At 49.9% G+C, this 24,086-nt stretch carries 23 protein-coding genes and 1 pseudogene; 11 read left to right on the forward strand and 13 right to left on the reverse strand.

Annotated features, from left to right (window positions below):
* Positions 1–34: 34 nt before the first annotated feature.
* Both AACU94_RS08435 and manA read right to left on the reverse strand, forming a co-directional pair.
* Positions 35–1,542 (reverse strand): annotated as a pseudogene (locus tag AACU94_RS08435) (YdgA family protein).
* A gap of 100 nt (positions 1,543–1,642) precedes the next feature.
* Complete coding sequence (gene manA / locus AACU94_RS08440; RefSeq protein WP_135489266.1) at positions 1,643–2,818, reverse strand: mannose-6-phosphate isomerase; 1,176 nt, start codon at positions 2,816–2,818, stop codon at positions 1,643–1,645.
* A 198-nt stretch (positions 2,819–3,016) separates the two neighbouring features.
* Between manA and fumB the strand changes: the two genes are divergently transcribed.
* On the forward strand, positions 3,017–4,663 hold the full coding sequence (gene fumB, locus AACU94_RS08445) for a class I fumarate hydratase (RefSeq protein ID WP_135489267.1): 1,647 nt from the start codon (positions 3,017–3,019) through the stop codon (positions 4,661–4,663).
* 139 nt (positions 4,664–4,802) lie between these two features.
* Complete coding sequence (gene fumC, locus AACU94_RS08450; RefSeq protein ID WP_135489268.1) at positions 4,803–6,206, forward strand: class II fumarate hydratase; 1,404 nt, start codon at positions 4,803–4,805, stop codon at positions 6,204–6,206.
* Here fumC and tus read toward each other — a convergent pair.
* The 3 genes from tus to rstA all read right to left on the reverse strand — a co-directional run bounded on the left by tus (position 6,203) and on the right by rstA (position 9,231).
* Positions 6,203–7,132, reverse strand: a complete 930-nt coding sequence (gene tus / locus AACU94_RS08455) for a DNA replication terminus site-binding protein (RefSeq protein ID WP_130219049.1) — start codon at positions 7,130–7,132, stop codon at positions 6,203–6,205. The two genes, fumC and tus, sit on opposite strands and share 4 nt — an antisense overlap.
* A 74-nt stretch (positions 7,133–7,206) precedes the next feature.
* Positions 7,207–8,508 (reverse strand): two-component system sensor histidine kinase RstB, encoded by a 1,302-nt coding sequence (gene rstB / locus AACU94_RS08460; protein WP_130260602.1) that lies wholly within the window; start codon positions 8,506–8,508, stop codon positions 7,207–7,209.
* A 3-nt stretch (positions 8,509–8,511) separates the two neighbouring features.
* Positions 8,512–9,231 (reverse strand): two-component system response regulator RstA, encoded by a 720-nt coding sequence (rstA, locus tag AACU94_RS08465; RefSeq protein ID WP_130209325.1) that lies wholly within the window; start codon positions 9,229–9,231, stop codon positions 8,512–8,514.
* A 128-nt stretch (positions 9,232–9,359) separates the two neighbouring features.
* Between rstA and AACU94_RS08470 the strand changes: the two genes are divergently transcribed.
* A complete protein-coding gene (locus AACU94_RS08470; protein WP_130209323.1) occupies positions 9,360–9,695 on the forward strand; it encodes a GlpM family protein in 336 nt (111 codons plus the stop codon).
* Here AACU94_RS08470 and folM read toward each other — a convergent pair.
* The 3 genes from folM to ydgH all read right to left on the reverse strand — a co-directional run bounded on the left by folM (position 9,692) and on the right by ydgH (position 12,967).
* Entirely contained in the window at positions 9,692–10,414 is a 723-nt protein-coding gene (gene folM / locus AACU94_RS08475; RefSeq protein ID WP_135489269.1) for a dihydromonapterin reductase, read from the reverse strand. The genes AACU94_RS08470 and folM overlap by 4 nt on opposite strands.
* A gap of 37 nt (positions 10,415–10,451) precedes the next feature.
* Positions 10,452–11,834 (reverse strand): amino acid permease, encoded by a 1,383-nt coding sequence (locus tag AACU94_RS08480; protein WP_130209319.1) that lies wholly within the window; start codon positions 11,832–11,834, stop codon positions 10,452–10,454.
* A 188-nt stretch (positions 11,835–12,022) separates the two neighbouring features.
* Positions 12,023–12,967, reverse strand: a complete 945-nt coding sequence (gene ydgH, locus AACU94_RS08485; RefSeq protein WP_135489270.1) for a DUF1471 family protein YdgH — start codon at positions 12,965–12,967, stop codon at positions 12,023–12,025.
* Positions 12,968–13,489: 522 nt separating this feature from the next.
* On the opposite strand from ydgH, the gene pntA reads away from it, so the two are divergent.
* The gene (gene pntA / locus AACU94_RS08490; RefSeq protein WP_135489271.1) at positions 13,490–15,022 is read left to right on the forward strand and encodes a Re/Si-specific NAD(P)(+) transhydrogenase subunit alpha; all 1,533 of its coding nucleotides are present in this window, start codon (positions 13,490–13,492) and stop codon (positions 15,020–15,022) included.
* Between the two features lie 10 nt (positions 15,023–15,032).
* The gene (pntB, locus tag AACU94_RS08495; protein ID WP_130219057.1) at positions 15,033–16,421 is read left to right on the forward strand and encodes a Re/Si-specific NAD(P)(+) transhydrogenase subunit beta; all 1,389 of its coding nucleotides are present in this window, start codon (positions 15,033–15,035) and stop codon (positions 16,419–16,421) included.
* 24 nt (positions 16,422–16,445) lie between these two features.
* On the opposite strand, the gene tqsA is transcribed toward pntB, so the two are convergent.
* Positions 16,446–17,480 (reverse strand): AI-2 transporter TqsA, encoded by a 1,035-nt coding sequence (gene tqsA, locus AACU94_RS08500; RefSeq protein ID WP_130209311.1) that lies wholly within the window; start codon positions 17,478–17,480, stop codon positions 16,446–16,448.
* A gap of 134 nt (positions 17,481–17,614) precedes the next feature.
* Here tqsA and AACU94_RS24695 point away from each other — a divergent pair, with 134 nt between their 5' ends.
* The 3 genes from AACU94_RS24695 (at position 17,615) to mdtI (ending at position 18,568) form a co-directional block, all read left to right on the forward strand.
* Complete coding sequence (locus AACU94_RS24695; protein ID WP_130209309.1) at positions 17,615–17,785, forward strand: protein YdgV; 171 nt, start codon at positions 17,615–17,617, stop codon at positions 17,783–17,785.
* A gap of 101 nt (positions 17,786–17,886) precedes the next feature.
* Positions 17,887–18,252 carry a multidrug/spermidine efflux SMR transporter subunit MdtJ gene (gene mdtJ / locus AACU94_RS08505; RefSeq protein ID WP_130209307.1) on the forward strand — a complete coding sequence of 122 codons (366 nt, stop codon included), beginning with the start codon at positions 17,887–17,889 and terminating at the stop codon, positions 18,250–18,252.
* Positions 18,239–18,568 carry a multidrug/spermidine efflux SMR transporter subunit MdtI gene (gene mdtI / locus AACU94_RS08510; RefSeq protein WP_130219061.1) on the forward strand — a complete coding sequence of 110 codons (330 nt, stop codon included), beginning with the start codon at positions 18,239–18,241 and terminating at the stop codon, positions 18,566–18,568. Before mdtJ ends, mdtI begins: the two co-directional genes overlap by 14 nt.
* 38 nt (positions 18,569–18,606) lie before the next feature.
* On the opposite strand, the gene AACU94_RS08515 is transcribed toward mdtI, so the two are convergent.
* The 3 genes from AACU94_RS08515 to asr form a co-directional block, all read right to left on the reverse strand.
* On the reverse strand, positions 18,607–19,428 hold the full coding sequence (locus AACU94_RS08515) for a trypsin-like serine peptidase (RefSeq protein WP_130209303.1): 822 nt from the start codon (positions 19,426–19,428) through the stop codon (positions 18,607–18,609).
* Positions 19,429–19,527: 99 nt separating this feature from the next.
* Positions 19,528–19,611: a hypothetical protein gene (locus AACU94_RS08520; protein WP_000233091.1), complete on the reverse strand. Its 84-nt coding sequence runs from the start codon at positions 19,609–19,611 to the stop codon at positions 19,528–19,530.
* Positions 19,612–19,703: 92 nt separating this feature from the next.
* Positions 19,704–20,012: an acid resistance repetitive basic protein Asr gene (gene asr / locus AACU94_RS08525; protein WP_214678558.1), complete on the reverse strand. Its 309-nt coding sequence runs from the start codon at positions 20,010–20,012 to the stop codon at positions 19,704–19,706.
* A gap of 259 nt (positions 20,013–20,271) precedes the next feature.
* Between asr and AACU94_RS24700 the strand changes: the two genes are divergently transcribed.
* Positions 20,272–20,376, forward strand: a complete 105-nt coding sequence (locus AACU94_RS24700; RefSeq protein ID WP_214251103.1) for a KPN_01571 family protein — start codon at positions 20,272–20,274, stop codon at positions 20,374–20,376.
* 49 nt (positions 20,377–20,425) lie between these two features.
* Here AACU94_RS24700 and AACU94_RS08530 read toward each other — a convergent pair whose 3' ends face one another.
* On the reverse strand, positions 20,426–21,679 hold the full coding sequence (locus tag AACU94_RS08530; RefSeq protein WP_130219065.1) for an MFS transporter: 1,254 nt from the start codon (positions 21,677–21,679) through the stop codon (positions 20,426–20,428).
* 106 nt (positions 21,680–21,785) lie between these two features.
* On the opposite strand from AACU94_RS08530, the gene AACU94_RS08535 reads away from it, so the two are divergent.
* Positions 21,786–22,679, forward strand: coding sequence for a LysR family transcriptional regulator (locus AACU94_RS08535; protein WP_130219067.1), 894 nt, complete (start codon positions 21,786–21,788; stop codon positions 22,677–22,679).
* Positions 22,680–22,813: 134 nt separating this feature from the next.
* A complete protein-coding gene (mlc, locus tag AACU94_RS08540; RefSeq protein ID WP_130219069.1) occupies positions 22,814–24,034 on the forward strand; it encodes a sugar metabolism global transcriptional regulator Mlc in 1,221 nt (406 codons plus the stop codon).
* Positions 24,035–24,086: the final 52 nt, after the last annotated feature.

The raw sequence follows: 24,086 nt of genomic DNA on the forward strand, positions 1-24,086 counted from the left end.
CGGAGTGAAAATTCTCCGGCATTTTGGCTGTGAATTACTGCTGCGGAATTGCCGGTACAGCCGGAACGTTAAGAGCTGGCATCGCAAACATGCCAACAAAATCTTCTAACGACATTTTCTGTCCGTTTAACGTGATCTGACCGTTAGCATATTGCAGGCTGGTGGTGATGGTATTGTCCTGCAAGGTGGTCAGACGGAACATCTGCCCCATTGCTGACGCACCTTCAACTTGCTGTTTCGCCAGTTTTTTCGCTTGATCTTCCTGATATCCTTCCAGCTTCGCTACCTGAGTCATCAGCTCAGTTGCCATATCCACCGGAATGGTCAGTTTCGCATCCAGAGATTTGACCGAGCGGTCCACTTCCTGTGCCAGCGTTTGCGGCGCTTCTTTAGTCGTTGCCGGATCTTTCAGGAACAGCGACAGATTCAGCGCACTTTCACCCTGACTGTTTTTCCAGCTCAATGGTGCGATAGTAATCACCGGATCGCCTTTCAACATCAGCGGCAGGGCGCTAAAGAAGGCTTCCGTCACTTTCTCCTGATAAAGTTCAGGATTGTTGGCAATTTCTGGCTGTGCCAGCAGCGCCTGAGTTTGCGCGTTATACTGCTGGCTAAACTGATGCCAGGCTTCACCGTCGATCTGGCCGACTTTTAAGGTCAGCTTGCCACTGCCCAGATCCTGATTCTGAACCTTCAGGCTATTTAGCGAGTAATCCAGTTGGCTATTGATCGTTTTACCGTCATTGACCAGATCCGATTTACCGCTGATCTCCATGCCTTCCAGCAGTGCCAGTTCTTTGCCTTCCACTGAAATGGTCATTTTTTCTAGCGACAGTTTTTGGTTACCTACGCGCTCACCAAAACTTGCCAGCGTGCTGGAACCGTCAGTTTTCAGATTATTAAAGGTCAACTGTACTTTCTGGTTATACTCATTAACCGCATCCACCCGACCGCTTTGTGCTTCCCCTGACAGGGAGATAGCTTTGCCGTCTCTGTCAGCATTTAACTGGAACTCGCCGCCGCTAAAGGCGACCTTTTCATCCTTTTGCTCGTAATTCAGTGGCTTGAGCGAAATATCGGAACTGGAATCACCGCTGTAACCAATGCGGGAGTAATCTCAAAAGGCGTTTCACCTTTTGCCATATCAAACAGTGGTTTGCTTACTTCGTTATTGACCAGCGTGGTTTGAATTGATGCCATCGACGGAATCAGGTTCAGTTTTTTTAGCTGGGCAAGGGGGAAGGGACCATGATCAACTGATTCGTTGAAGATGACGCTCTGACCGCTTTTAATCCACGGATTTTCTTTCCCGGCAATGGGTTTCACCAACAGTTGCAACTGGCTGCTGAATACGCCGCGATGATAGTTTTGATAACTCACTTCCAGGTTGGATTCAGGAGCTGTCAGTTTGAGTTGCGCGTTTGCCTGCGCGACCATGTCTTCAAGATGGGTTTCAATCTTCTTGCCTGTGTACCATGCGCCGCCTGTCCAGACTACGCCGAGCGCAACAATGACGCCTACCGCTACCAGCGATTTATTCATAATGATTATCCATAAAATAAAATCAGGCGGACTGGCCGCCTGAAGGTGTTATAAGCCTTTAATAAGCTTAGCAAGAGATGTTAATTTTTTCAGTAAGCTCTTACAGCTTGTTGTAAACACGGGCTAAACGGCCGTGGCCTTTGACCGTCACCGGTGACTCGTTGGCGGCAATAAACGCTGATTCACCCGGTTTAAGCTGTAACTGCTGAGAACCTTTACACAGCGTTGCATCGCCCTCGACGCAGAACAAAATGGCGGCACTCTGCTGGCTGATGGTGGTTTCTTGATCGCTAAGGTCATGCAGCGAGAAGGCAAAATCATCCACCGGAATCGGGAAGTCCAGCTCTGAGCCTTGTTTCACCGGCTGGGTCAACAACTGGTTGGCCGGTTTGGCTGCAAACTTCACGTTGGCAACCAGCTCTGGAATATCAATGTATTTAGGCGTCAGACCCGCACGCAGCACGTTATCGGAGTTCGCCATCACTTCTAGTGCCACGCCTTGCAGGTAAGCGTGCGGTGTTTCAGCGAACAGGAACATCGCTTCGCCAGGATTCAATTTCACGACATTCAGCAACAGCGGGGAGAACAGACCGCTGTCATCCGGGTAAAATTCAGAAATTAAACGAATCGTTTGCCACGGTTCGCCCTGCTGACTGTCGAGCGCCGATTTCAAAATCGCCAGCGCGCGGGATTTCTCTTCACCCTGCATATTTAACAGGCTGGCAAACAGTTCGCTTAAATGTTCGGCATTGGGCTGCTGCAAAAAGTGAGCAATGGCCGGATGTGCGCCCGCGACTGGCTGAAGCAGGGAGACAATGTCGGAAAACTCACGAAATGCGTTCATCGCGAGGAAAGGGGTCAGGGCGAAAACCAGCTCAGGCTTGTGATTAGGATCTTTATAATTACGCTCGGCGGCATTCATCGGAATACCGGCCGCATTTTCTTTGGCAAAACCGATTTCAGAATTGCGTTTGTTCGGATGCACCTGAATGGAGAGCGGCTGGGCTGCGCATAATACTTTGAACAGGAAAGGCAACTCGCCAAAGCGTTTGGCAACGGCATCTCCCAAAAGAGTCGCTTTATCACTCTCAATCACATCACGCAGTGAAACGATATCTCCTGCGGCATCGTACACACGTGAACTGCTCTTTGGATGCGCGCCCATCCATAACTCGGCCATCGGCTGGCTGGACGGATTTTCCATGCCATAAAGTTCAGTCAACGCCGTTTTGCTGCCCCAGGCATAGTTTTGCACTGAGTTAATGAGTTTTTGCATGATCAATCCCTGTTTAAATGTGGAAATTAATCCCGCTATTAAAGCAAGAATCCTACGGGAAGTAACCTGGAGCCGCAAAAAGTCGTACTAGTCTCAGTTTTTGTTAAAAAAGTGTGTAGGATAATGTAACTCGCTTTTAACAGGGCAATGGAACACCCGCCCAAAGCATAACCAAACCAGGCAGTAAGTGAGAGAACAATGTCAAACAAACCCTTTCATTATCAGGCTCCTTTCCCACTCAAAAAAGATGATACCGAGTACTACCTGCTGACCAGCGAATATGTCGGCGTATCTGAATTTGAAGGGCAGGAGATTTTGAAAGTTTCACCAGAAGCGTTAACTCTTCTGGCGCGTCAGGCGTTTCATGATGCGTCATTCATGCTGCGTCCGGCCCATCAACAGCAGGTAGCCGATATTTTGCGTGACCCGGAAGCCAGCGAAAACGACAAGTATGTGGCACTGCAATTCCTGCGAAACTCCGATATCGCCGCAAAAGGCGTTCTGCCAACCTGCCAGGACACCGGCACCGCGATCATCGTTGGTAAAAAAGGGCAGCGTGTATGGACCGGTGGTGGCGACGAAGCGGCGCTGGCGCGCGGTGTCTATAACACTTACATCGAAGATAACCTGCGCTACTCGCAAAACGCGCCGCTGGATATGTATAAAGAGGTGAATACCGGCACCAACTTGCCAGCGCAGATCGATCTTTATGCCGTTGATGGCGATGAGTACAAATTCCTCTGCATCGCCAAAGGTGGCGGTTCGGCAAACAAGACGTATCTCTATCAGGAAACCAAAGCGTTACTGATGCCGGGGAAACTGAAAAATTACCTGGTTGAGAAAATGCGCACACTGGGTACGGCGGCGTGTCCTCCGTATCATATTGCGTTCGTTATTGGCGGAACTTCTGCGGAAACTAACCTTAAAACGGTGAAGCTGGCTTCCGCTAAATATTATGACGAACTGCCAACAGAAGGGAACGAGCACGGTCAGGCGTTCCGCGATGTGGAACTGGAAAACGAATTGCTGATTGAAGCGCAAAATCTTGGTCTGGGTGCGCAGTTTGGCGGTAAATACTTCGCTCACGACATTCGCGTTATTCGCCTGCCACGCCACGGCGCATCCTGCCCGATCGGAATGGGCGTCTCCTGTTCCGCTGACCGTAATATCAAAGCGAAGATTAACCGTCAGGGGATCTGGATCGAAAAACTGGAACATAATCCTGGCAAATACATCCCTGAAGAACTGCGTAAAGCGGGAGAAGGCGAAGCGGTACGCGTTGACCTTAACCGTCCAATGAAAGAGATCCTCGCACAGTTGTCGCAGTATCCCGTTTCTACACGCTTATCGCTTAACGGCACGATTATCGTCGGTCGTGATATCGCTCATGCCAAACTGAAAGAGCGGATGGATAACGGTGAAGGGCTGCCACAGTACATTAAAGATCATCCAATTTACTACGCGGGTCCGGCCAAAACGCCGGAAGGTTATGCCTCCGGTTCTCTTGGCCCAACGACTGCCGGACGTATGGATTCTTACGTCGATCAACTGCAAGCGCAGGGCGGCAGCATGATCATGCTGGCGAAAGGTAACCGCAGCCAGCAGGTGACGGATGCCTGTAAAAAACATGGCGGTTTCTATCTCGGCAGTATCGGCGGGCCTGCGGCAGTGCTGGCGCAGGGGAGTATTAAGAGTCTGGAATGTGTTGAATATCCGGAACTGGGAATGGAAGCCATCTGGAAAATCGAAGTGGAAGATTTCCCGGCGTTTATCCTGGTGGATGATAAAGGAAATGACTTCTTCCAGCAGATACAACTCACGCAGTGTAGCCGCTGCGTGAAATAAGCAGAGCCGCCCTTCGGGGCGGCTTTTTTACATGGCACGAAATACCAAACATTTGTTATCAAATAGTAAATAATGAGTGAGCTAAAAGTTGCTTAATGTAAGCAAAGAAGAAAAAAATTAATCAGGTGAGGAGCAGGCCATGAAAACAGTACGCAGCGAAAAAGATTCGATGGGTGCGATCGATGTCCCGGCAGATAAGCTGTGGGGCGCACAAACTCAACGCTCGCTGGAGCATTTCCGCATTTCGACGGAGAAAATGCCAACCTCACTGATTCATGCGCTGGCGCTAACCAAGCGCGCAGCGGCAAAAGTTAATGAAGATTTAGGCTTGCTGTCTGAAGAGAAAGCGAGTGCCATTCGGCAGGCGGCGGATGAAGTACTGGCGGGGCTGCATGACGACGAATTCCCGCTGGCAATCTGGCAGACCGGTTCCGGCACGCAAAGCAATATGAATATGAACGAAGTGCTGGCCAATCGGGCGAGTGAACTGCTCGGCGGCGTGCGCGGGATGGAGCGTAAAGTTCACCCTAACGACGATGTGAACAAAAGCCAGAGTTCCAATGATGTCTTTCCAACAGCAATGCACGTTGCGGCGCTGCTGGCGCTGCGTAAGCAACTCATTCCACAACTTAAACAACTGACACAAACTCTGAATGAGAAATCCCGCGCGTATGCTGATATCGTCAAAATTGGTCGTACCCACTTGCAGGACGCCACGCCGCTGACCTTAGGGCAGGAGATTTCCGGCTGGGTAGCGATGCTGGAGCATAACCTCAAACATATCGAATACAGCCTGCCTCACGTAGCGGAACTGGCGCTGGGGGGGACTGCTGTAGGGACGGGGCTGAACACCCATCCGGAGTATGCCCGTCGCGTGGCGGACGAGCTTTCGGTCATTACCTGTGCGCCGTTTGTTACCGCACCGAACAAATTTGAAGCACTGGCGACCTGTGATGCGCTGGTTCAGGCGCACGGTGCGTTAAAAGGATTGGCGGCGTCACTGATGAAAATTGCCAATGATGTCCGCTGGCTGGCCTCTGGCCCGCGTTGCGGCATTGGCGAAATCTCAATCCCGGAAAATGAGCCGGGCAGTTCAATCATGCCGGGAAAAGTGAACCCAACGCAGTGTGAAGCATTAACCATGCTTTGCTGCCAGGTGATGGGGAATGACGTGGCAATCAACATCGGCGGCGCTTCTGGTAACTTCGAACTGAACGTCTTCCGTCCGATGGTGATCCACAATTTCCTGCAATCGGTGCGCTTGCTGGCAGATGGCATGGAAAGTTTTAACAAACACTGCGCGGTGGGAATAGAGCCGAATCGTGAGCGTATCAATCAATTGCTCAATGAATCGCTGATGCTGGTGACCGCGCTAAACACCCATATTGGCTATGACAAAGCTGCGGAGATCGCCAAAAAAGCGCATAAAGAAGGGCTGACCTTAAAAGCAGCCGCCCTTGCGCTGGGCTATCTTAGCGAAGCCGAGTTTGATAGCTGGGTACGACCAGAACAGATGGTCGGCAGTATGAAAGCAGGGCGTTAATCTGCAACATACAGGTGCAGCCGGGGAATGATCAAACGAAGCGGCTGCGCCTGGGGTTTAAAACGATGCTGAACATTGTCGGCATCGTAATTTAACAGCTCACCAACGTCTGGCATGCCTGCGCCATTATCCCGATTAATCAGCGCGATAAGCGGTGTCGGGCAGGCGTGCTGAACTTGTTTTTGATCCCCCTTGTACCAGACACGGGCAATTGGCTGAACCTTCACCGGACGTTTGATTTTTAACTTCGCGTCCTGTGGCAGGGCGGCAATATCCTGATACTCGCGTTCCAGTTTTCCCTGCCACTCCTCGCGCGTCCACGGTGCAACGCTACGTGGCGATTTCAGGCTCTTTTCCAACTGCGCCAGCACCTCATCACGATGCAAATTTTTAATGATATGTTTATTCGCCCAGCCAAAACGTAAAGTGGCGGGGTCGTGCAGAACGGTGAGCGTGCGATAAGCATTAAGGGTAATCAGCCCCGGCAAATGACGATGTACCCATTCAAAACGCGCTGCCGTAGGCAGTTCTGACTCAACCGTGACGATATGCTCGAAAGTGGTTTTAAGTTGATTGATGCGCTGTATATGACTTGCCAGCGCCGTTTGTGAAAGGTTATCGACCTGATAGCACAACACGCCAGGCAGACGAACAGCCGCCTTGCTGCTGCGATTTTCGGACTGTTGTTGAATAAACAAATGGCGGAAATGACGTAGTGCCAGCGCCTGCGCTTCTTTCCCGAGATGTTGCTTAACCTCAATGCGATTAAGCGGATTATGCTCATCCTCCTTTTTGACCTCCGGTAACGAGAACACGCGGGCAACCAGCAACTTGTGCTGTTCAAGTTCAGCGGCAAACGCTGCCAGTTCTTGTTCCATCTGGCGAAAAGTCGTATTGAGTCGGTCAACAAGATCGTAACGGGCCATAAAATTACCACTTTAGTTACAACATACTTTATTTATAGCACATTGACGACAACTTAACCACCGTGCGTTTGGTGTCAGGCAGAAGTAAATTGCGGGATGTTGTGCCACAGTGGCCAGCTGAACGAGAAGCGGGCGCCCCCCAGTTCGCTAGTGTCACAATTGACCGTACCGCCCATTGCCAGAGCGATGGAGTGGACAATCGCCAGCCCCAGCCCACAGCCACCAGTTGCACGGTCCCGGCTGGGATCGAGGCGAACAAAGGGTTCAAAGATATGCTCGCGATTTTCTGCCGCAATTCCCGGACCATCATCTTCAACAATCAATGTTGCTCTGTTTCCTGCCAGTAGCAGGCTGGTTTCAACGGTTGAATGGCAGTAGCGCAGGGCGTTGTTGAGTAAGTTATCCAGCACGCGCTCCATTAAGCGCATATCCAGTGCCGCGTAATTACCTGGCGTGATCGTTTTTATCCGTACCGTTTTGTCGGGGGTCACGGCCTGAATATCTTGCAGATGTGTTGACAGCCACAACGGCAGGTCTGGTTCGCTAAGATGCAGTTCATTTTGTGGGCGATCGAGCCGGGCATAAGTCAGCAGTTCTTCAATTAAAGCTTCCAGTTGACTGATATCGCGATTCAAGGCCTGGGACTCTATGGCGTTCAGGTTGTCGCTCATCTCCAGCCGATAACGCAGGCGCACTAATGGCGTTCGCAGTTCATGGGCAATGCCATCGATAAGCTGCTTTTTACTGGCAATCAACGCGTTGATATTGTCCGCCATCTGGTTAAACGCCACGCCAAGTCGTTCAAAGCTTGAACCATCATCAAAGTGAATACGTTCATTGAGATGCCCATCGCCGAATCGTTGCGCCGCCGCTTCCAGTTTTAACATGTCTTTCCAGTGCGGACGCATCCAGATAAACACCGGAAAGGCGAGGGAGATGGCAATAAAGGCGATCAGCACGATATCCAGCAAACGCATTTGATGGAGGAAATAAAGATAAGGAACGGGACCCACGGCGAGAACGTAGTGGCTGCGCGGGATACGCTGTAAAAAGGTGTACTGATCATCCAGAGCAACAATCTCTCCGCCACGCAATCGGTGCATGGCGTTATTATCGAGATGATATTTACTCAGCGGCTCGACGCGCAGATCGAAAGAGAGATTTAAATCCATCTCCTTCAGCGTTTTTCCCCAGTCGTGCGGAGGGATCTCGCGTAATTCGCTACGCATCAGATACAGCGAACTGTTCATCAAATCATCCAGTGACTGTTTGCCCGCGCGTTCGGCGGTAAATTTGTACACCAGGCCAACCAGCAGAGACATCACCAGAAAGCAGACAAACAGCAAAAGATAAAACTGGATAAACAGTTTTTTCATCGCTTATTCCCACGCATGAGGCGCAAAAAGATAGCCTTTGTTACGCACGGTTTTAATGCGGTAGGGTTCGGCAGCGTTATCGAGCAGTTTTTTTCGTAACCGCGAAATAGCTACATCCACGCTACGATCCAGCCCGTCATAACTGACGCCGCGTAAATTCTTCAGCAGCGCATCCCGGTCCATAATTTGTCCGGCATGGGTGGCTAATTCCCATAACAATTCAAAATCAGCCGTCGAGAGGGAAATCTCATGGTTAGCAAGCGTCACTACGCGGTTGATGGGGTCGATAGTTAACGTACCGAAATGCAATGGTTTGTAAGGTGTCAGAGACGTTTCCTGAATACCTTTGGTCAGCGTCGCTTGTTCGTTCTGGCGCAAATGTAAACGTAAACGCGCCAACAGAACAGCGGGGGGCGTTGTTTTGAGAATATAGTCGCAGGCGCCCATTTCCAGCGCCAGAATGTGGTTCATATCGCTATCGAGAGAGGTCAGCAGAACAATCGGCCCGGACCACTTTGCGCGTAAATCGCGGCAGATGGACATTCCGTCTTTGCCAGGCAGCATGATATCGAGCAGCACCAGATCCGGATTTTCCCGCAGAATTGTCTCTTCGGCATGGTCGCCGCGCGGTTCCACGGTAACCTGCATATCATGCTTTGCCAGGTACGCGGCAATCAGTGAACCAACTTCTGTGTCATCTTCCACAAAAACGATAGTGTTCATATTATTCACGGCAGATATAAAAACGTCACAATACACCGCGCTGATTTTACTTACTATCAATCGTTTCTAAACAAGGTTGCATCGGGTATTCTACAGATGACTTGTTATGGAAGTGTTAAGGTAAAACAATGGGGCTGGTAATCAAAGCCGCGCTTGGTGCGCTGGTGGTGGTGTTGATTGGTGTATTAGCAAAAACGAAAAATTACTATATCGCCGGGCTGATCCCGCTTTTCCCGACCTTTGCGCTTATCGCGCATTATATTGTTGTCAGTGAACGCGGCATTGAAGCTTTACGCGCCACAATCGTTTTCAGTATGTGGTCGATTATTCCCTATTTTGTTTATCTGGCGTCGTTGTGGTATTTCACCGGAATCATGCGCTTGCCCGCTGCTTTTGTGGGTTCTGTTGCGTGCTGGGGGTTAAGCGCATGGGTGCTAATTATTTGCTGGATGAAGCTGCATTAACGCAAATGACGACCGCCATCAAGCGGGAAACTGCGTCCGGTTACAAAGCAACTGGTGAGTAAGTAATCGACAAGATCGATAACTTCTTTCTCACCAGGCGCGGTTTTCATCAGTGATTTATTCAGCGCCTGTTGGCGATATTCGGCATCATCATGCTCGTTAAACAGGATCAGCGATGGCGCAATAGAATTCACTTTCACTTCCGGTGCCAGCTTGCGGGCAAACGAACGGGTCATATTATCCAGTGCCGCTTTACTTGCAGCATAGGCAATATGTTTGTCGCTTCCGCGCTCCACCACATAATCGGTGAAGTGAATGATATCGCTGGCGGCGTGTCCGTGACCGCGCAGTAATCTTTCCAGCGCATGGTTGAGCAGGTAAGGGGTATTAACATGGATCTGCATCATGCAGGCCAGAACATCAGTCAGTGGCGTACCTGGTTTTTCTGCCATCCACGCACTGGCGTTATGCAAAATGGCACGCAGGCCGTGGGTGGTTTTTAACACTTCATCGGCAAACGCCATCACGCCGTCGTTCGTTGAAAAATCAGCCTGAATATACTGCGCACCCGCATTAATCAGTCCATCAATGGCAGGATAGTGCGTTCGATAGCTGACAATCACCGGTTGCTTTTGATGAATGAAATGCCAGGCGAGAGCGAGGCCGATGCGACGGCCTCCACCAGTGATTAATATTGGCAAGGGCTGGGTTTTCCCCATCGTTAATCTCCTTTGCAAGCATACGATGGGACGAACGTTATCCCACCAGCATCCAGGTTGCCGGAACTGCGGCAATTAACAGCATGCCAATCAGCACCATTTCCTGACGATTCAGTACATTATCATGTGTATGCGTTTTACGCGCGTACAGGAAAACCAGCAGCCCTGGCGCATACAGAACGACGGACAACAACAGATGCATTGGGCCCGAAGCATATAATAACCATAAGCCATAAATGCAAGCACCGACACCTACCGCTTTATGCAGCGGACGAGTAGCGATTTTCAACAAGAACGCGCCAACCAGGAAATAGGGCACCAGAATCATTTCTGAGGCGATGGTCAGCAACGTGTTGTAATCGGAACCAGTCAGCCAAATCAGCACCAGACAAATTTGCACGCAGATGTTGGTCAGCCACAGCGAGGCAGACGGCGCTGCTTGTGCATTCTGGCGCGCAAAAATACGCGGGAATGCCTTATGGGTAGCTGCCAGGAAGGGGACTTCTGCCGCCATAATGGTCCAGCTTAAATACGCGCCACAAACAGAAACGATCAATCCGGCAGCGATGATAATCTCGCCCCACGGCCCCATCATTTTCACCATCAGACCGGCCATAGACGGGTTACGAATCTCAGCCAGTTCAGGACGAGCAACGACCCCCAGCGAAAGCAGCGTGACCAATAAATAAACGCCCAGTGCAGAAAGCACCGCCAGAAGCGTTGCTTTGCCAACATCATGTTTATTCCGCGCCCGTGAAGAAACAACCACCGCACCTTCCACACCAATGAATACCCACAGTGTGATTAGCATGGTGTTTTTCACCTGTTCCCATACCGGCACGCCAAGCGCAAGGCCTGTAAAGTCGAGCTTGAAGGTGTCCAGTTTGAACATCATCATCGCCAGCACAATAAACAAACCAAGCGGCAATAATTTTGCCAGTGTCGCCACTAGGTTAATGCTGGCGGCGGTTTGTACGCCGCGCAGAATCAAAAAGTGAACAATCCACAACAATGCCGATGCACCGACGATCGATTGCCAGGTGTTACCATCGCCAAACAGGCGTAGTTCCGGCGTATCGGTGAAGAAACTCAATGCGGAAAAGACGATAACCAAATAAGAGACGTTGGCGATAACCGCACATAGCCAGTATCCCCATGCGGAGCAGAAGCCGATTAACTCGCCAAATCCTTCCCGTGCATAGGTAAAAATACCACCGTCAAGGTCGGGACGAATGCGTGTCAGGATCAGCATGGCAAAGGCCAGCAATAAGATGCCAGCGCCAGTAATACCCCAGCCGATGAGCAGTGCTGCCGGGCTGGCAACCGCCGCCATATTTTGCGGCAGACTGAAAACACCCGCGCCCAGCATTGAGCTTAATACCAGCGCGGTGAGTGCGCTCAGTCCCAGTTTCTTTTCCATCGATATCCAGTGTTTAAAACGTGTTCAGAAGAATAAATATTAGGGCAAAACGCATAAAAATGGTGAATGCCACTAAAGCGCGGGATTTTACGAAGAGAAGTGGCGGCATGCAATGGTTGCGGGAAAATTTGTAGCTAAAAATCTGAAAGGCGGCATAAAGCCGCCTTAATGTGATACTGAATAGTTATTTATTTATACAGGTCTGCACTGATGGTCAGGTTGTTACCACGTTCCTGCCACTGGCGGGTGATGTGGTAATACTTAGCACCTTTCTTCGCGGCACGTTTAGCAACCTGGTAGGAGACTTCGGTCATGTTGCCGTAGTTACCCGAGAACTTAATGCTATCGAACGGGACCATCATTGCTGCGGTCGCTTTGTTCAGTTCTTCTACTTTGGTGTCGTCAGGAAGCGTGACAGTGTAACGTCCGCCTTTTGAGGACTGAGTTTCAAAGAAACGACCAACTTCAGCACTTGGTGATGCAGTGGTGGCAACGCCCGGGATTTCAACTTTCTTCGCGGCTTCGCCACCTGCGGCCAGTGCCGCGCGACCAGCATCAGAATCCGCAGGGATCACATCCGGGCTCTGGACGATGCGTTTTTTAGCATCTTGTTTGTAGATGAACGCAGTAATACGCTGGTTGCCGCCCTGGTTGGCATCTATCTGGCGAACGATGTAGTAAGAGTAGGCACCTTTCGCTTTTGCTGCTTTGGTGATGGCATCGTTCACTTCCGGTTGGCTGCGGAAGAAGCCCTGGACGGTAACGGTGTCATACGGTTCGATCAAAACAGCCTGGTCTTTAGGCAGTTCAATAACGCCATTAAAAACGCGATTCTTATCAGCTTCTGCTTTTTCAGCATCGGCTTTATAAAGATCGGCAACTACACGCCAGTTACCGCTGTTACCGAAATCTGAAGTGTCGACAACATAAAAAGAGGCGGCGCCTTCTTTATCAGCGCGACGGGAAACGGCTTTAACCGCTTCGCCAATGGCATTAAAACGACCGGTAACCACTACACGGTCAAAAGGTTTAACCGCTGCCGCTTGCTCCGGTGTCAGTTCTGTTGCTGCGTTAACGGAAAATGCCGTAGCAGAAAGCAGTGCCGACGCCAGGAGGGTGTTCTTAAGCTTCATAAAAATAATCCTTCGCCTTGCGCAAACCAGGTACTGGTATTGTTATTAACGAGAAACGTGGCTGATTATTGCATTTAAAGTGTGTAACTGTCTGCGTGATTTTTTCATATCAGACTTCTTGATTTGATTTTAAATCTGCTCGAATGAGCGTCCGTGCTTAAAAAATAGCCACAATAACAGAAGAATGACTGAACTGGCTGAATTGTATAAGTTAATTTAATGTTAACCGGTGGCTGGCGTCGGTGATATCTCATGTTTTACCTGATTATCAAAGACAATTATCGCCCATTATCCTGTGTTCTATGGTGTTTATCCCGCTATCAAGGCTGAATCGTTAATATTTTGCGAGTTCACGCCGAAATACTGATTTTTGACGCTAGATCACAGGCATTATTTTCAGTACGTTATAGGCGTTTGTTACTAATTTATTTTAACGGAGTAACATTTAGCTCGTACATGAGCGGCTTGTGTATCAAAAACACAGGCAAACCATCATCAATAGAACCGATGGAAGGGAATATCATGCGAATTGGCATACCAAGAGAACGGTTAACCAATGAAACCCGTGTTGCAGCAACGCCAAAAACAGTGGAGCAGTTGCTGAAACTAGGTTTTACCGTCGCGGTAGAGAGCGGCGCAGGTCAACTGGCTAGTTTTGACGATAAAGCGTTTGTGCAAGTGGGCGCCGAAATTGTAGAAGGGAATAACGTCTGGCAGTCAGAGATCATTCTGAAGGTCAATGCGCCGTTAGATGATGAAATTGCGTTACTCAATCCGGGAACCACGCTGGTGAGCTTCATCTGGCCCGCGCAGAATCCGGAGTTAATGCAAAAACTCGCGGAGCGTAACGTGACGGTGATGGCGATGGACTCTGTACCACGCATTTCTCGCGCGCAATCGCTTGATGCATTAAGTTCGATGGCGAATATCGCCGGCTATCGCGCCATTGTTGAAGCGGCTCATGAGTTTGGGCGTTTCTTTACCGGGCAAATCACCGCAGCAGGTAAAGTGCCGCCCGCAAAAGTGATGGTGATTGGTGCGGGTGTTGCTGGTCTGGCCGCCATTGGCGCAGCAAACAGCCTCGGCGCAATTGTGCGTGCATTTGATACTCGCCCGGAAGTGAAAGAACAAGTTCAAAGTATGGGCGCGGAGTTCCTCGAGCTGGATTTTAAAGAGGAAGCAGGTAGTGGCGATGGTTACGCCAAAGTGATGTCGGAAGCGTTCATCAAAGCAGAAATGGAACTCTTTGCCGCCCAGGCAAAAGAGGTCGATATCATTGTGACCACTGCGCTTATTCCAGGCAAACCAGCACCGAAACTGATTACCCGTGAAATGGTTGATTCTATGAAGTCGGGTAGTGTGATTGTCGACCTGGCAGCCCAAAACGGTGGTAACTGTGAATACACCGTGCCGGGTGAAATCTTCACCACGGAGAATGGCGTCAAAGTGATTGGCTACACCGATCTTCCTGGTCGCCTGCCGACGCAATCCTCACAGCTTTACGGCACCAACCTTGTCAATCTGCTGAAACTGTTGTGCAAAGAGAAAGACGGCAATATAACGGTTGATTTTGATGATGTGGTGATTCGCGGCGTGACCGTGATCCGTTCTGGCGAAATTACCTGGCCGGCGCCGCCGATTCAGGTTTCAGTCCAACCGCAGGCAGCACAGAAAGCGGCACCTGATGTTAAAACCGAAGAAAAATGCGCCTGCTCACCGTGGCGTAAATACGCGCTGATGGCGCTGGCAATCATCCTTTTCGGCTGGTTGGCAAGCGTAGCACCGAAAGAATTCCTCGGGCACTTTACCGTTTTCGCGCTGGCCTGCGTCGTAGGTTATTACGTGGTGTGGAATGTCTCCCACGCGTTGCATACGCCGCTGATGTCGGTTACTAACGCGATTTCAGGGATTATTGTTGTCGGAGCTCTATTGCAGATTGGCCAGGGCGGCTGGGTTAGCTTCCTTAGTTTTATCGCGGTGCTTATCGCCAGCATTAATATTTTCGGTGGCTTTACCGTGACTCAGCGCATGCTGAAAATGTTTCGCAAAAACTAAGGGGTAACATATGTCTGGAGGATTAGTTACAGCTGCATACATTGTTGCCGCGATCCTGTTTATCTTCAGTCTGGCCGGGCTTTCTAAACATGAAACGTCTCGCCGTGGTAACAACCTCGGTATTGCCGGGATGGCGATTGCGTTAATTGCAACTATCTTCGGGCCGGATACTGGCAATGTTGGCTGGATCCTGGTTGCAATGGTCATTGGTGGCGCGATTGGTATCCGTCTGGCGAAGAAAGTCGAAATGACCGAAATGCCGGAACTGGTGGCGATCCTGCATAGCTTCGTGGGGCTGGCGGCGGTGCTGGTTGGCTTTAACAGCTATCTGCATCATGACGCGGGAATGGCACCGATTCTGGCCAATATTCACCTGACGGAAGTGTTCCTTGGCATCTTTATTGGTGCGGTAACCTTTACCGGTTCGGTTGTGGCGTTCGGTAAGCTGTGCGGAAAGATTTCGTCTAAACCGTTGATGCTGCCAAACCGCCATAAAATGAACCTGGCTGCATTGGTCGTTTCCTTCCTGCTGTTGATGGTGTTTGTTCGTACCGATAGTGTTGGCTTGCAGGTGCTGGCATTGCTGATAATGACCGCTATAGCGCTGGTCTTCGGTTGGCATTTGGTGGCTTCCATCGGTGGTGCAGATATGCCAGTGGTGGTGTCGATGCTGAACTCCTACTCCGGTTGGGCGGCGGCAGCGGCGGGCTTTATGCTCAGTAATGACCTGCTGATTGTGACCGGTGCGCTGGTCGGTTCTTCTGGTGCCATCCTTTCTTACATTATGTGTAAGGCGATGAACCGTTCCTTTATCAGCGTCATTGCGGGCGGTTTCGGCACTGATGGTTCCTCTACCGGCGATGATCAGGAAGTGGGCGAGCACCGCGAAATCACCGCAGAAGAGACGGCGGAGCTGCTGAAAAACTCGCACTCAGTAATCATTACTCCTGGGTACGGCATGGCGGTAGCGCAGGCACAGTATCCGGTCGCAGAAATCACCGAGAAACTGCGTGCGCGCGGTATCAACGTGCGCTTCGGGATTCACCCGGTTGCGGGCCGTTTGCCAGGGCATATGAACGTGTTGCTGGCGGAAGCGAAAGTACCGTATGACATCGTGCTGGAAATGGACGAAATCAACGATGACTTCGCTGATACCGATACCGTACTGGTGATTGGTGCCAACGATACGGTTAACCCGGCGGCACAGGACGATCCGAAGAGCCCGATTGCTGGCATGCCTGTTCTGGAAGTGTGGAAAGCGCAGAACGTGATTGTCTTTAAACGCTCGATGAACACCGGCTATGCTGGCGTGCAAAACCCGCTGTTCTTCAAGGAGAACACCCACATGCTGTTTGGTGACGCCAAAGCCAGCGTGGATGCAATCCTCAAAGCTCTGTAACCTCAACGGCCTCTACGGAGGCCGTCACTCTTTATTGAGATCGCTTAACAGAACGGCGATGCTTTGGCCTCCCGCCGTTTGCTCAAGTGCAATTTTGACAATAATCGTCAACGGCACAGAAAGCAGCATTCCCACGGGACCTAACAACCATCCCCAAAAAATTAATGACAAAAAAACCACCAGTGTGGAAAGTCCTAACCCGCGCCCCATAATGCGTGGCTCCAGAATATTGCCGAAGACCAAATTAATCAGCAGATATCCCGCCAGTACAAGTAACGCCTCGTAGAAACCATTAAACACCAGTACCTGAGCGATAGGGGGAATCGCTGCCAGAACTGAACCAATATTGGGTATGTAATTAAGCGCAAAGGCCAGCAATCCCCAGACAAAAGCAAAGCGAACATCCAGTGCAGCGAGCATCGCCCAGGCGACCAGTCCGGTGACGATGCTGATAGCCGTTTTTAGTACCAGGTAATGCGACACACTGTCAATCGCGCGCTGTATTGCCGCCATCCCTTCAACCGGACGCGCCATCATTTGCTGGAGTTTACCGGGCAGTTGCGGCACTTCGAGCAGCATAAACAACACCGTCAGCAACAATAAAAATATTGACGACATGGCATTAGATAACTGAGTCAGTAAGTTGGTGAGCAACGTCATTGCCGAGTTCGGATCAATGTAATGCGCCAGTTGGTCAACTGAGACATCAATCCCCACGCGCTGTAATAAAGGTTCCAGAGCCTGCAGGGGTTTTATGATTGAGCTGCGATACTGTGGCAAAGTGCGGGTCAGTTCATTGAGTGTTGAACCGAGATAGGCCAGCATTAACACCATCGCCATCACGATAATGGTCATCAAAATTGACACCGCCAGTACGCGCGGCACTCGCCAGCGAACCATGCGTTGTACCAGAGGATTAAGTATTACCGCGATAAATAGCGAGAGGATAAAGGGGACGATGATATCGGCGGCAAACCGGATACCGCACAGAATAATGACCAGCATTCCCAACATTATGACGATTTTTAGACCATTGAGTGTGATGATCGGCTTTGCCATGCTTATCCCCGTATATTCTTCCTTCGCTAATAATATTTTATTTTTAGCGGCGGCATTATAACGAAAATCAAACCACTCAGGTAAAGAAATGAAAATGTTTTGAGTTAATTCTTAAGCTATGATACAAATCAGACGTGTTCAACTACCGAGGACAATTATCATCCGCGATGACGAGAAGCAACACTGCGGATAATTGTAATTTTATGGACAATTTGTTCAGGACGTTATTTTCTACATTTACCCATCTTCGTACCTCATCCACTATCTTGCTCGCAGGTGAGCAGCACTGGCGCAACGCGCTTTAGTCCTTTCTTCTGCCGAAGCTTGCGCTATGCGCTGGGCTTGACCACTTTACTTTCGCTGAATTATGCGAATATTAAAATAATTCTCTTGCAGGAGAAGGACGATGTATTTTTATTGGATTTTATTAGGTCTGGCAATTGCCACAGAAATTACCGGCACGTTATCTATGAAATGGGCTAGCGTCAGTGATGGAAACAGCGGGTTTATTTTAATGCTGGTGATGATTTCTCTGTCATATATACTTCTCTCTTTCGCCGTTAAAAAAATTGCGTTAGGTGTAGCCTATGCGCTGTGGGAAGGTATCGGTATTTTATTTATTACGCTGTTTAGCGTTCTGTTATTTGATGAAAGTTTATCGCTGATGAAAATTGTCGGGTTAACAACTCTGGTTGCCGGGATTGTATTGATTAAATCGGGTACACGTAAAGTGCGTAAATCTACGCTGGAGCAGAATCATGGCTCAGTTTGAATGGATTCACGCCGCCTGGTTGGCACTGGCGATAGTGCTGGAAATTATTGCTAACGTCTTTTTGAAATTTTCTGATGGCTTTCGCCGTAAAGTCTATGGCTTGCTGTCGCTGGCGGCGGTACTTGCTGCTTTTAGTGCACTATCCCAGGCAGTGAAAGGGATCGACTTGTCAGTGGCGTATGCGCTGTGGGGTGGGTTTGGTATTGTCGCCACATTAGCAGCCGGTTGGGTCCTGTTTGGTCAGCGGTTAAACCGCAAAGGCTGGGTTGGTCTGGTCCTGTTGTTAGCCGGAATGATCATGGTGAAACTCGCCTGATGTTTATGCTGCCCGTATTTTCGGGCAGCATTTAAACGCTATTGCCGGGATAACTCTTCCAGTTTGTCGCGAAAGCCGGTAACAGAGATAGCCCGGTTATCGGCCCGCCAGCGATCCTTAGCCGCAGGCGCCGAACTTTGCACGCCAATCAACTGCCAGCCGTCATCAGTATGCAGCATTAGCGGCGAACCGCTGTCACCCGGTAGGGTATCGCACTGATGCGACATCACCGACGTTTGCGCCCAGCCAGTCACTTCGCAATTTTTATGACTGTACAACGTATCCAGGTGATCCTCGGGATAGCCTGCCTGGGTCACTTTACGACCTGCCGTTTTTAATGCGGCGGTGAGTGCTGCTTTGTCTCCCTCGAAAAGTGGTAAGGGTGTAATGCCAGAAGGCGGATTGCGCAGCACAATCAAACCAAAATCCCACGGCGCGGCAGCAGGCGGGACAATCCAGCCATCTCCATTAGCCTTTAACCGTTTACCTAATGTCGGATCAACGCGTCCTTCAATGTTGTGGATCTCATAGCGCCATAGCCCCTTATTCGACACAAAACGCAGCGCAATTGCTTTGTCTGGTTTGCCTTTTGGCGGCGTTAATAAACAGTGACCCGCCGTTAATGCGAGATTGGGCGCAATCAGGGTGGCCGTGCAGAGATTTCCACTGGCAGTCTCCAGTTGCCCAACCGCATCCCACGGAGATTGGGTCGTGTTAATTACTGGCACTCGATCATCATGACCAAAAAAAAGGGTGCTGACTTCATCATTAGCCGATTCAGGACTGTCAGGTTTATCTGCAAATACCAATGCAGATGTCAAACTAATTGCACCCAGTACTACAGCAATGGTTGTACGCATATCACACTCTGGTGGGTAATTATGATTATTAAAAGCAAACCCTCATAAATACTATAGCTGGGACGGGATTAAAGTGGGAGTGAAATCAGATAACTACGATCAGAAAAGATAAAAGCGAGTGGCAATCAATGCACATAAAATAAGGATGATAAGAATGAACTCAAAGCGATAACGGCCCACCATAGTACCCTCCGCTTAAGGCGGCGCTAAACGTTATCCGTCTAGCACCGTAATTTTCAGGCGCGAGGGGGCGCGCCATTATTGCTGCTGAAAACTTAAGCTGCTGGTTGGGCAGCTGGTTTTGCAGGTTGCTGATGGCTGTGTTTCTTGGTGTGTTTTTTCGCGGCTTGTGCTTTTTGTTCCGGAGCTTTCTGTTCAGTTTTCGCTTTTTTATGATGCTTTTTAGCCGCCTGCGCTTTTTGGGCAGGTGCTGCTTTATGCTGTTTTTTATGATGCATGGTTTTTGCAGGTGCAGCTTTGGTGGCAGTAGTTGCAGGGGCAGGTGTGGTCGCAGTCTCTGCGGCAAAAGCGGCAGAAGAGAGACTCATCGCAGCGGCAACAACCAGAGCTAATACTTTTTTCATTGTCATACCCTCAATTTGGTTTTTTTATGCAACCCCACTACGGGGCCGATGTAATGACTATATCTCGGGTAATGAGAGGCTTCCGTGAGTGGTTGGTTTCGGCATGTAACGATATGTACAAAGTAAATTGGTAAATAATAACGCGATGTGACTTAAGGTAAATTCCCTACTAATATCAGTAGTCTTGATCAAGTTTACTATTTCTCTGTTCCCAAAACGGTAGAATTACTTTGCATCATCAATAAATGACACACAGTAAATGAATCCGCTAATTTGGGTATTTATTATCCTGATGACATTAGATGCGCTGCGGGAATTGGCTGGCGCTTCGTCTATTTTAGGATGGTTATTAACGTTGAGTTGAGCAGACAATAAGCCCGTGTGGGTATTTTACTCAGCCCGGGCTTATTTTTTCAGGCGTGCAATCGATGGTGCAAACGTGTACCCACTATAATCGCGACCACCAGCATCGACGCAATAAAGGCGCCAACGCCGTTCCAGCCGTAGTTATGCCAGAAGACCCCACCTAATGTTCCGGCAATACTTGAACCCACGTAGTAACTGAACAGATACAGCGAGGAAGCCTGGCCTTTGGCGCGTTTAGCACGGGGGCCAATCCAGCTGCTGGCGACCGAGTGAGCAGCAAAGAATCCGGCGGAGAAGAGCAACATCCCGGCAAAAATCAGCCATATCGAGCTGAACAATGTCATTAATAGGCCAACAAGCATGACACCTGTCGAAGACAACATCACCGGACCGCGTCCGAAGCGGGTGGTCATGGTTCCGGCTTTTGGTGAACTCCAGGTACCGGTCAAATAGGCCAGCGATAATAAACCCACCACCGCCTGGCTGACATGCCACGGGGAAAGCATCAAGCGATAGCCAATATAATTAAACAGGGTGACGAATGAGCCCATCAGCAAAAAACCTTCTGCGAATAATAAAGGCAATCCCTGGTCGCGCCAGTGCAGACGGAAGTTGATAAACAGTGTTTTAGGGCGCAGTGAGGAAGGGCGGAAATGGCGAGATTCTGGAAGAATTTTCCAGAACATTAACGCCGAGGCCAGTGCGAAACAGCCAATCGCTGCCAGTGCAATTCGCCAGTTGAAGAAATCGGTGAAGACACCGCTAATTAAGCGTCCGCTCATGCCGCCAATCGAGTTACCGCTGATGTACAACCCCATCGAAAAGGCGACAAAACTCGGGTGGATCTCTTCGCTAAGGTAGGTCATGCCCACCGCAGCCACGCCGCTTAATGAAAGGCCAATCAAGGCGCGCATCACCAAAATGCCGTGCCAGCTGGTCATCATCGTCGAAAGTAACGTGCAGATGGAGGCCAATAACAGCGCCGTAACCATCACTGGCTTGCGACCAATGGCATCGGAAAGCGGGCCAGTAAACAGCAATCCGATAGCCAACATTGCCGTTGAAATTGACAGTGAAATACTACTGTTTGCGGGTGTTAAGCCAAACTCCTGCGAAAGAACCGGAAGGATAGGTTGCACACAATAGAGAAGAGCGAAGGTTGCCAGTCCGGCAGAAAAAAGCGCCAGGGTCACGCGCATAAATTGCGGCGTACCGCGTTTGATGAATAGGTTTGGCTGGGAAACGTTTTGCTTGTCAGTGGCGCTTGCCGGAGCGCCATCAACAGTTGTGGTACGACTCACTTGAAATCCTTACTAAATATGCGCGTTGTGTTAGCTCAGGAATAGAGTAGGAAAATCGAATTGTTATGTCTAATATATTAATAGTCTCAAATAATATGTATGAAATATGAATATCGAATTGCGTCACCTACGTTACTTCATTGCTGTTGCGGAAGAACTGCATTTTGGTCGTGCTGCTGCGCGCCTGAATATTTCTCAACCGCCACTAAGCCAACAGATTCAGGCGTTGGAGCAACAAATTGGCGCGCGCCTGCTGGCCAGGACCAATCGAAGCGTCGCGCTCACCGCTGCAGGCAAACAATTTCTTGCCGATAGTCGTCAAATTCTTTCTCTGGTAGACGATGCCGCAGCGCGGGCAGAACGACTGCATCAGGGGGAGGCGGGAGAGTTACGCATTGGTTTTACCTCATCGGCGCCATTCATTCGCGCAGTGTCAGATACCTTATCGTTATTTCGCCGCGAATTTCCTGATGTCCATTTGCAGACGCGCGAGATGAATACCCGCGAGCAAATTGCGCCCCTTATCGAAGGGACGCTCGATATGGGACTGTTACGCAATACTTTGCTGCCGGAGACGTTGAACCATGCGGTAATTGTGCATGAACCGCTTATGGCGATGATTCCGCACGATCATCCGTTAGCCAGTAAATCTGTAGTTACGTTGGCGGAACTGGCAAAAGAGCCGTTTGTTTTCTTTGATCCTCACGTCGGGACAGGGCTTTATGATGACATTCTGGGCCTGATGCGACGCTACAATCTTACACCGGTTATTACCCAGGAAGTGGGCGAGGCGATGACCATCATTGGCCTTGTGTCTGCCGGTTTGGGCGTTTCGATTTTGCCCGCCTCATTTAAGCGTGTTCAGCTTAATGAAATGCGTTGGATACCTATTGCTGAAGAAGATGCGGTTTCTGAAATGTGGTTGGTCTGGCCGACACATCATGAACAAAGTCCTGCAGCGCGAAACTTTCGTATTCAGCTGCTGAATGCTCTCAGGTGAGGTAAAATTCAGCTAAAAAACCCGAAAAGTGTGCTGTTAATCACATGGCTAAGTAAAAATTTGACGGCACGCATTGAAGTGTTTCACCATAGCCTACAGATTATTTCGGAGCGCGAAAATATAGGGAGTATAAGGTGGTTGCAGAAAACCAGCCTGGACATATTGATCAAATAAAGCAGACCAACGCGGGTGCTGTTTATCGCCTGATTGATCAGCTTGGTCCCATTTCGCGTATCGACCTTTCCCGCATGGCGCAACTGGCTCCCGCCAGTATCACCAAAATTGTCCGCGAAATGCTAGAAGCGCACCTGGTGCAAGAGTTAGAAATTAAAGAAGGGGGAAACCGTGGCCGCCCTGCGGTGGGGTTGGTGGTGGAAACAGAAGCCTGGCATTATCTTTCTCTGCGCATCAGTCGTGGTTTAATTTTTCTTGCCCTGCGTGATTTAAGCAGCAAGCTGGTGGTGGAAGAGACACTGGAGCTGGCGCTTCAGGATGAATTGCCTTTGCTAGAACGTATCATTGCGCATATTGATCAGTTTTTTATCCGTCATCAGAAAAAACTCGAACGCCTGACATCCATCGCCATTACTTTGCCGGGAATTATTGATACGGAAAATGGTATTGTGCACCGGATGCCGTTTTACGAGGATGTGAAAGAGATGCCGCTCGGCGAAGCGCTGGAGCAGCACACGGGTGTACCGGTTTACATTCAGCATGATATTAGTGCATGGACGATGGCCGAGGCATTATTTGGAGCCTCTCGCGGGGCGCGCGATGTGATTCAGGTGGTAATTGATCACAATGTTGGCGCGGGCGTGATTACCGACGGTCACTTGTTACATGCCGGAAGCAGTAGCCTGGTAGAAATTGGTCATACCCAGGTGGATCCGTATGGTAAACGCTGTTATTGCGGTAACCACGGTTGTCTGGAAACCATCGCCAGTGTGGACAGCATCCTCGAACTGGCGCAATTACGCCTTAATCAGTCAATGAGTTCGATGTTGCACGGGCAGCCTTTGAGCGTGGATTCATTATGCCATGCGGCGTTGCAGGGTGACTTGCTGGCAAAGGATATTATCACTGGCGTAGGCGCGCATGTTGGGCGCATTCTGGCCATCATGGTTAATTTATTTAACCCACAAAAAATACTGATTGGCTCGCCGTTAAGCAAAGCGGCAAATATTCTGTTCCCTGTGATTTCTGACAGCATCCGCCAGCAGGCGCTTCCAGCATACAGCCAGCATATTAGCGTTGAGAGCACTCAGTTCACCAATCAGGGGACAATGGCAGGGGCCGCGCTGGTAAAAGATGCGCTATATAATGGATCTTTGCTGATTCGTCTGTTGCAGGGTTAACATTTTTTAACTGTTCTACCAAAATTTGCGCTATCTCAAATTGAGTGCAGAA

This window comes from Escherichia sp. E4702, from assembly GCF_963883545.1.
GTDB lineage: Bacteria > Pseudomonadota > Gammaproteobacteria > Enterobacterales > Enterobacteriaceae > Escherichia.

Bases quoted from the DNA above. Each gene is read 5' to 3' on its own strand.
- manA (WP_135489266.1), bottom strand. From the start codon at position 2,818: ATGCAAAAACTCATTAACTCAGTGCAAAACTATGCCTGGGGCAGCAAA.
- fumB (WP_135489267.1), top strand. From the start codon at position 3,017: ATGTCAAACAAACCCTTTCATTATCAGGCTCCTTTCCCACTCAAAAAA.
- fumC (WP_135489268.1), top strand. From the start codon at position 4,803: ATGAAAACAGTACGCAGCGAAAAAGATTCGATGGGTGCGATCGATGTC.
- tus (WP_130219049.1), bottom strand. From the start codon at position 7,132: ATGGCCCGTTACGATCTTGTTGACCGACTCAATACGACTTTTCGCCAG.
- rstB (WP_130260602.1), bottom strand. From the start codon at position 8,508: ATGAAAAAACTGTTTATCCAGTTTTATCTTTTGCTGTTTGTCTGCTTT.
- rstA (WP_130209325.1), bottom strand. From the start codon at position 9,231: ATGAACACTATCGTTTTTGTGGAAGATGACACAGAAGTTGGTTCACTG.
- AACU94_RS08470 (WP_130209323.1), top strand. From the start codon at position 9,360: ATGGGGCTGGTAATCAAAGCCGCGCTTGGTGCGCTGGTGGTGGTGTTG.
- folM (WP_135489269.1), bottom strand. From the start codon at position 10,414: ATGGGGAAAACCCAGCCCTTGCCAATATTAATCACTGGTGGAGGCCGT.
- AACU94_RS08480 (WP_130209319.1), bottom strand. From the start codon at position 11,834: ATGGAAAAGAAACTGGGACTGAGCGCACTCACCGCGCTGGTATTAAGC.
- ydgH (WP_135489270.1), bottom strand. From the start codon at position 12,967: ATGAAGCTTAAGAACACCCTCCTGGCGTCGGCACTGCTTTCTGCTACG.
- pntA (WP_135489271.1), top strand. From the start codon at position 13,490: ATGCGAATTGGCATACCAAGAGAACGGTTAACCAATGAAACCCGTGTT.
- pntB (WP_130219057.1), top strand. From the start codon at position 15,033: ATGTCTGGAGGATTAGTTACAGCTGCATACATTGTTGCCGCGATCCTG.
- tqsA (WP_130209311.1), bottom strand. From the start codon at position 17,480: ATGGCAAAGCCGATCATCACACTCAATGGTCTAAAAATCGTCATAATG.
- mdtJ (WP_130209307.1), top strand. From the start codon at position 17,887: ATGTATTTTTATTGGATTTTATTAGGTCTGGCAATTGCCACAGAAATT.
- mdtI (WP_130219061.1), top strand. From the start codon at position 18,239: ATGGCTCAGTTTGAATGGATTCACGCCGCCTGGTTGGCACTGGCGATA.
- AACU94_RS08515 (WP_130209303.1), bottom strand. From the start codon at position 19,428: ATGCGTACAACCATTGCTGTAGTACTGGGTGCAATTAGTTTGACATCT.
- AACU94_RS08520 (WP_000233091.1), bottom strand. From the start codon at position 19,611: ATGGTGGGCCGTTATCGCTTTGAGTTCATTCTTATCATCCTTATTTTA.
- asr (WP_214678558.1), bottom strand. From the start codon at position 20,012: ATGAAAAAAGTATTAGCTCTGGTTGTTGCCGCTGCGATGAGTCTCTCT.
- AACU94_RS24700 (WP_214251103.1), top strand. From the start codon at position 20,272: ATGAATCCGCTAATTTGGGTATTTATTATCCTGATGACATTAGATGCG.
- AACU94_RS08535 (WP_130219067.1), top strand. From the start codon at position 21,786: ATGAATATCGAATTGCGTCACCTACGTTACTTCATTGCTGTTGCGGAA.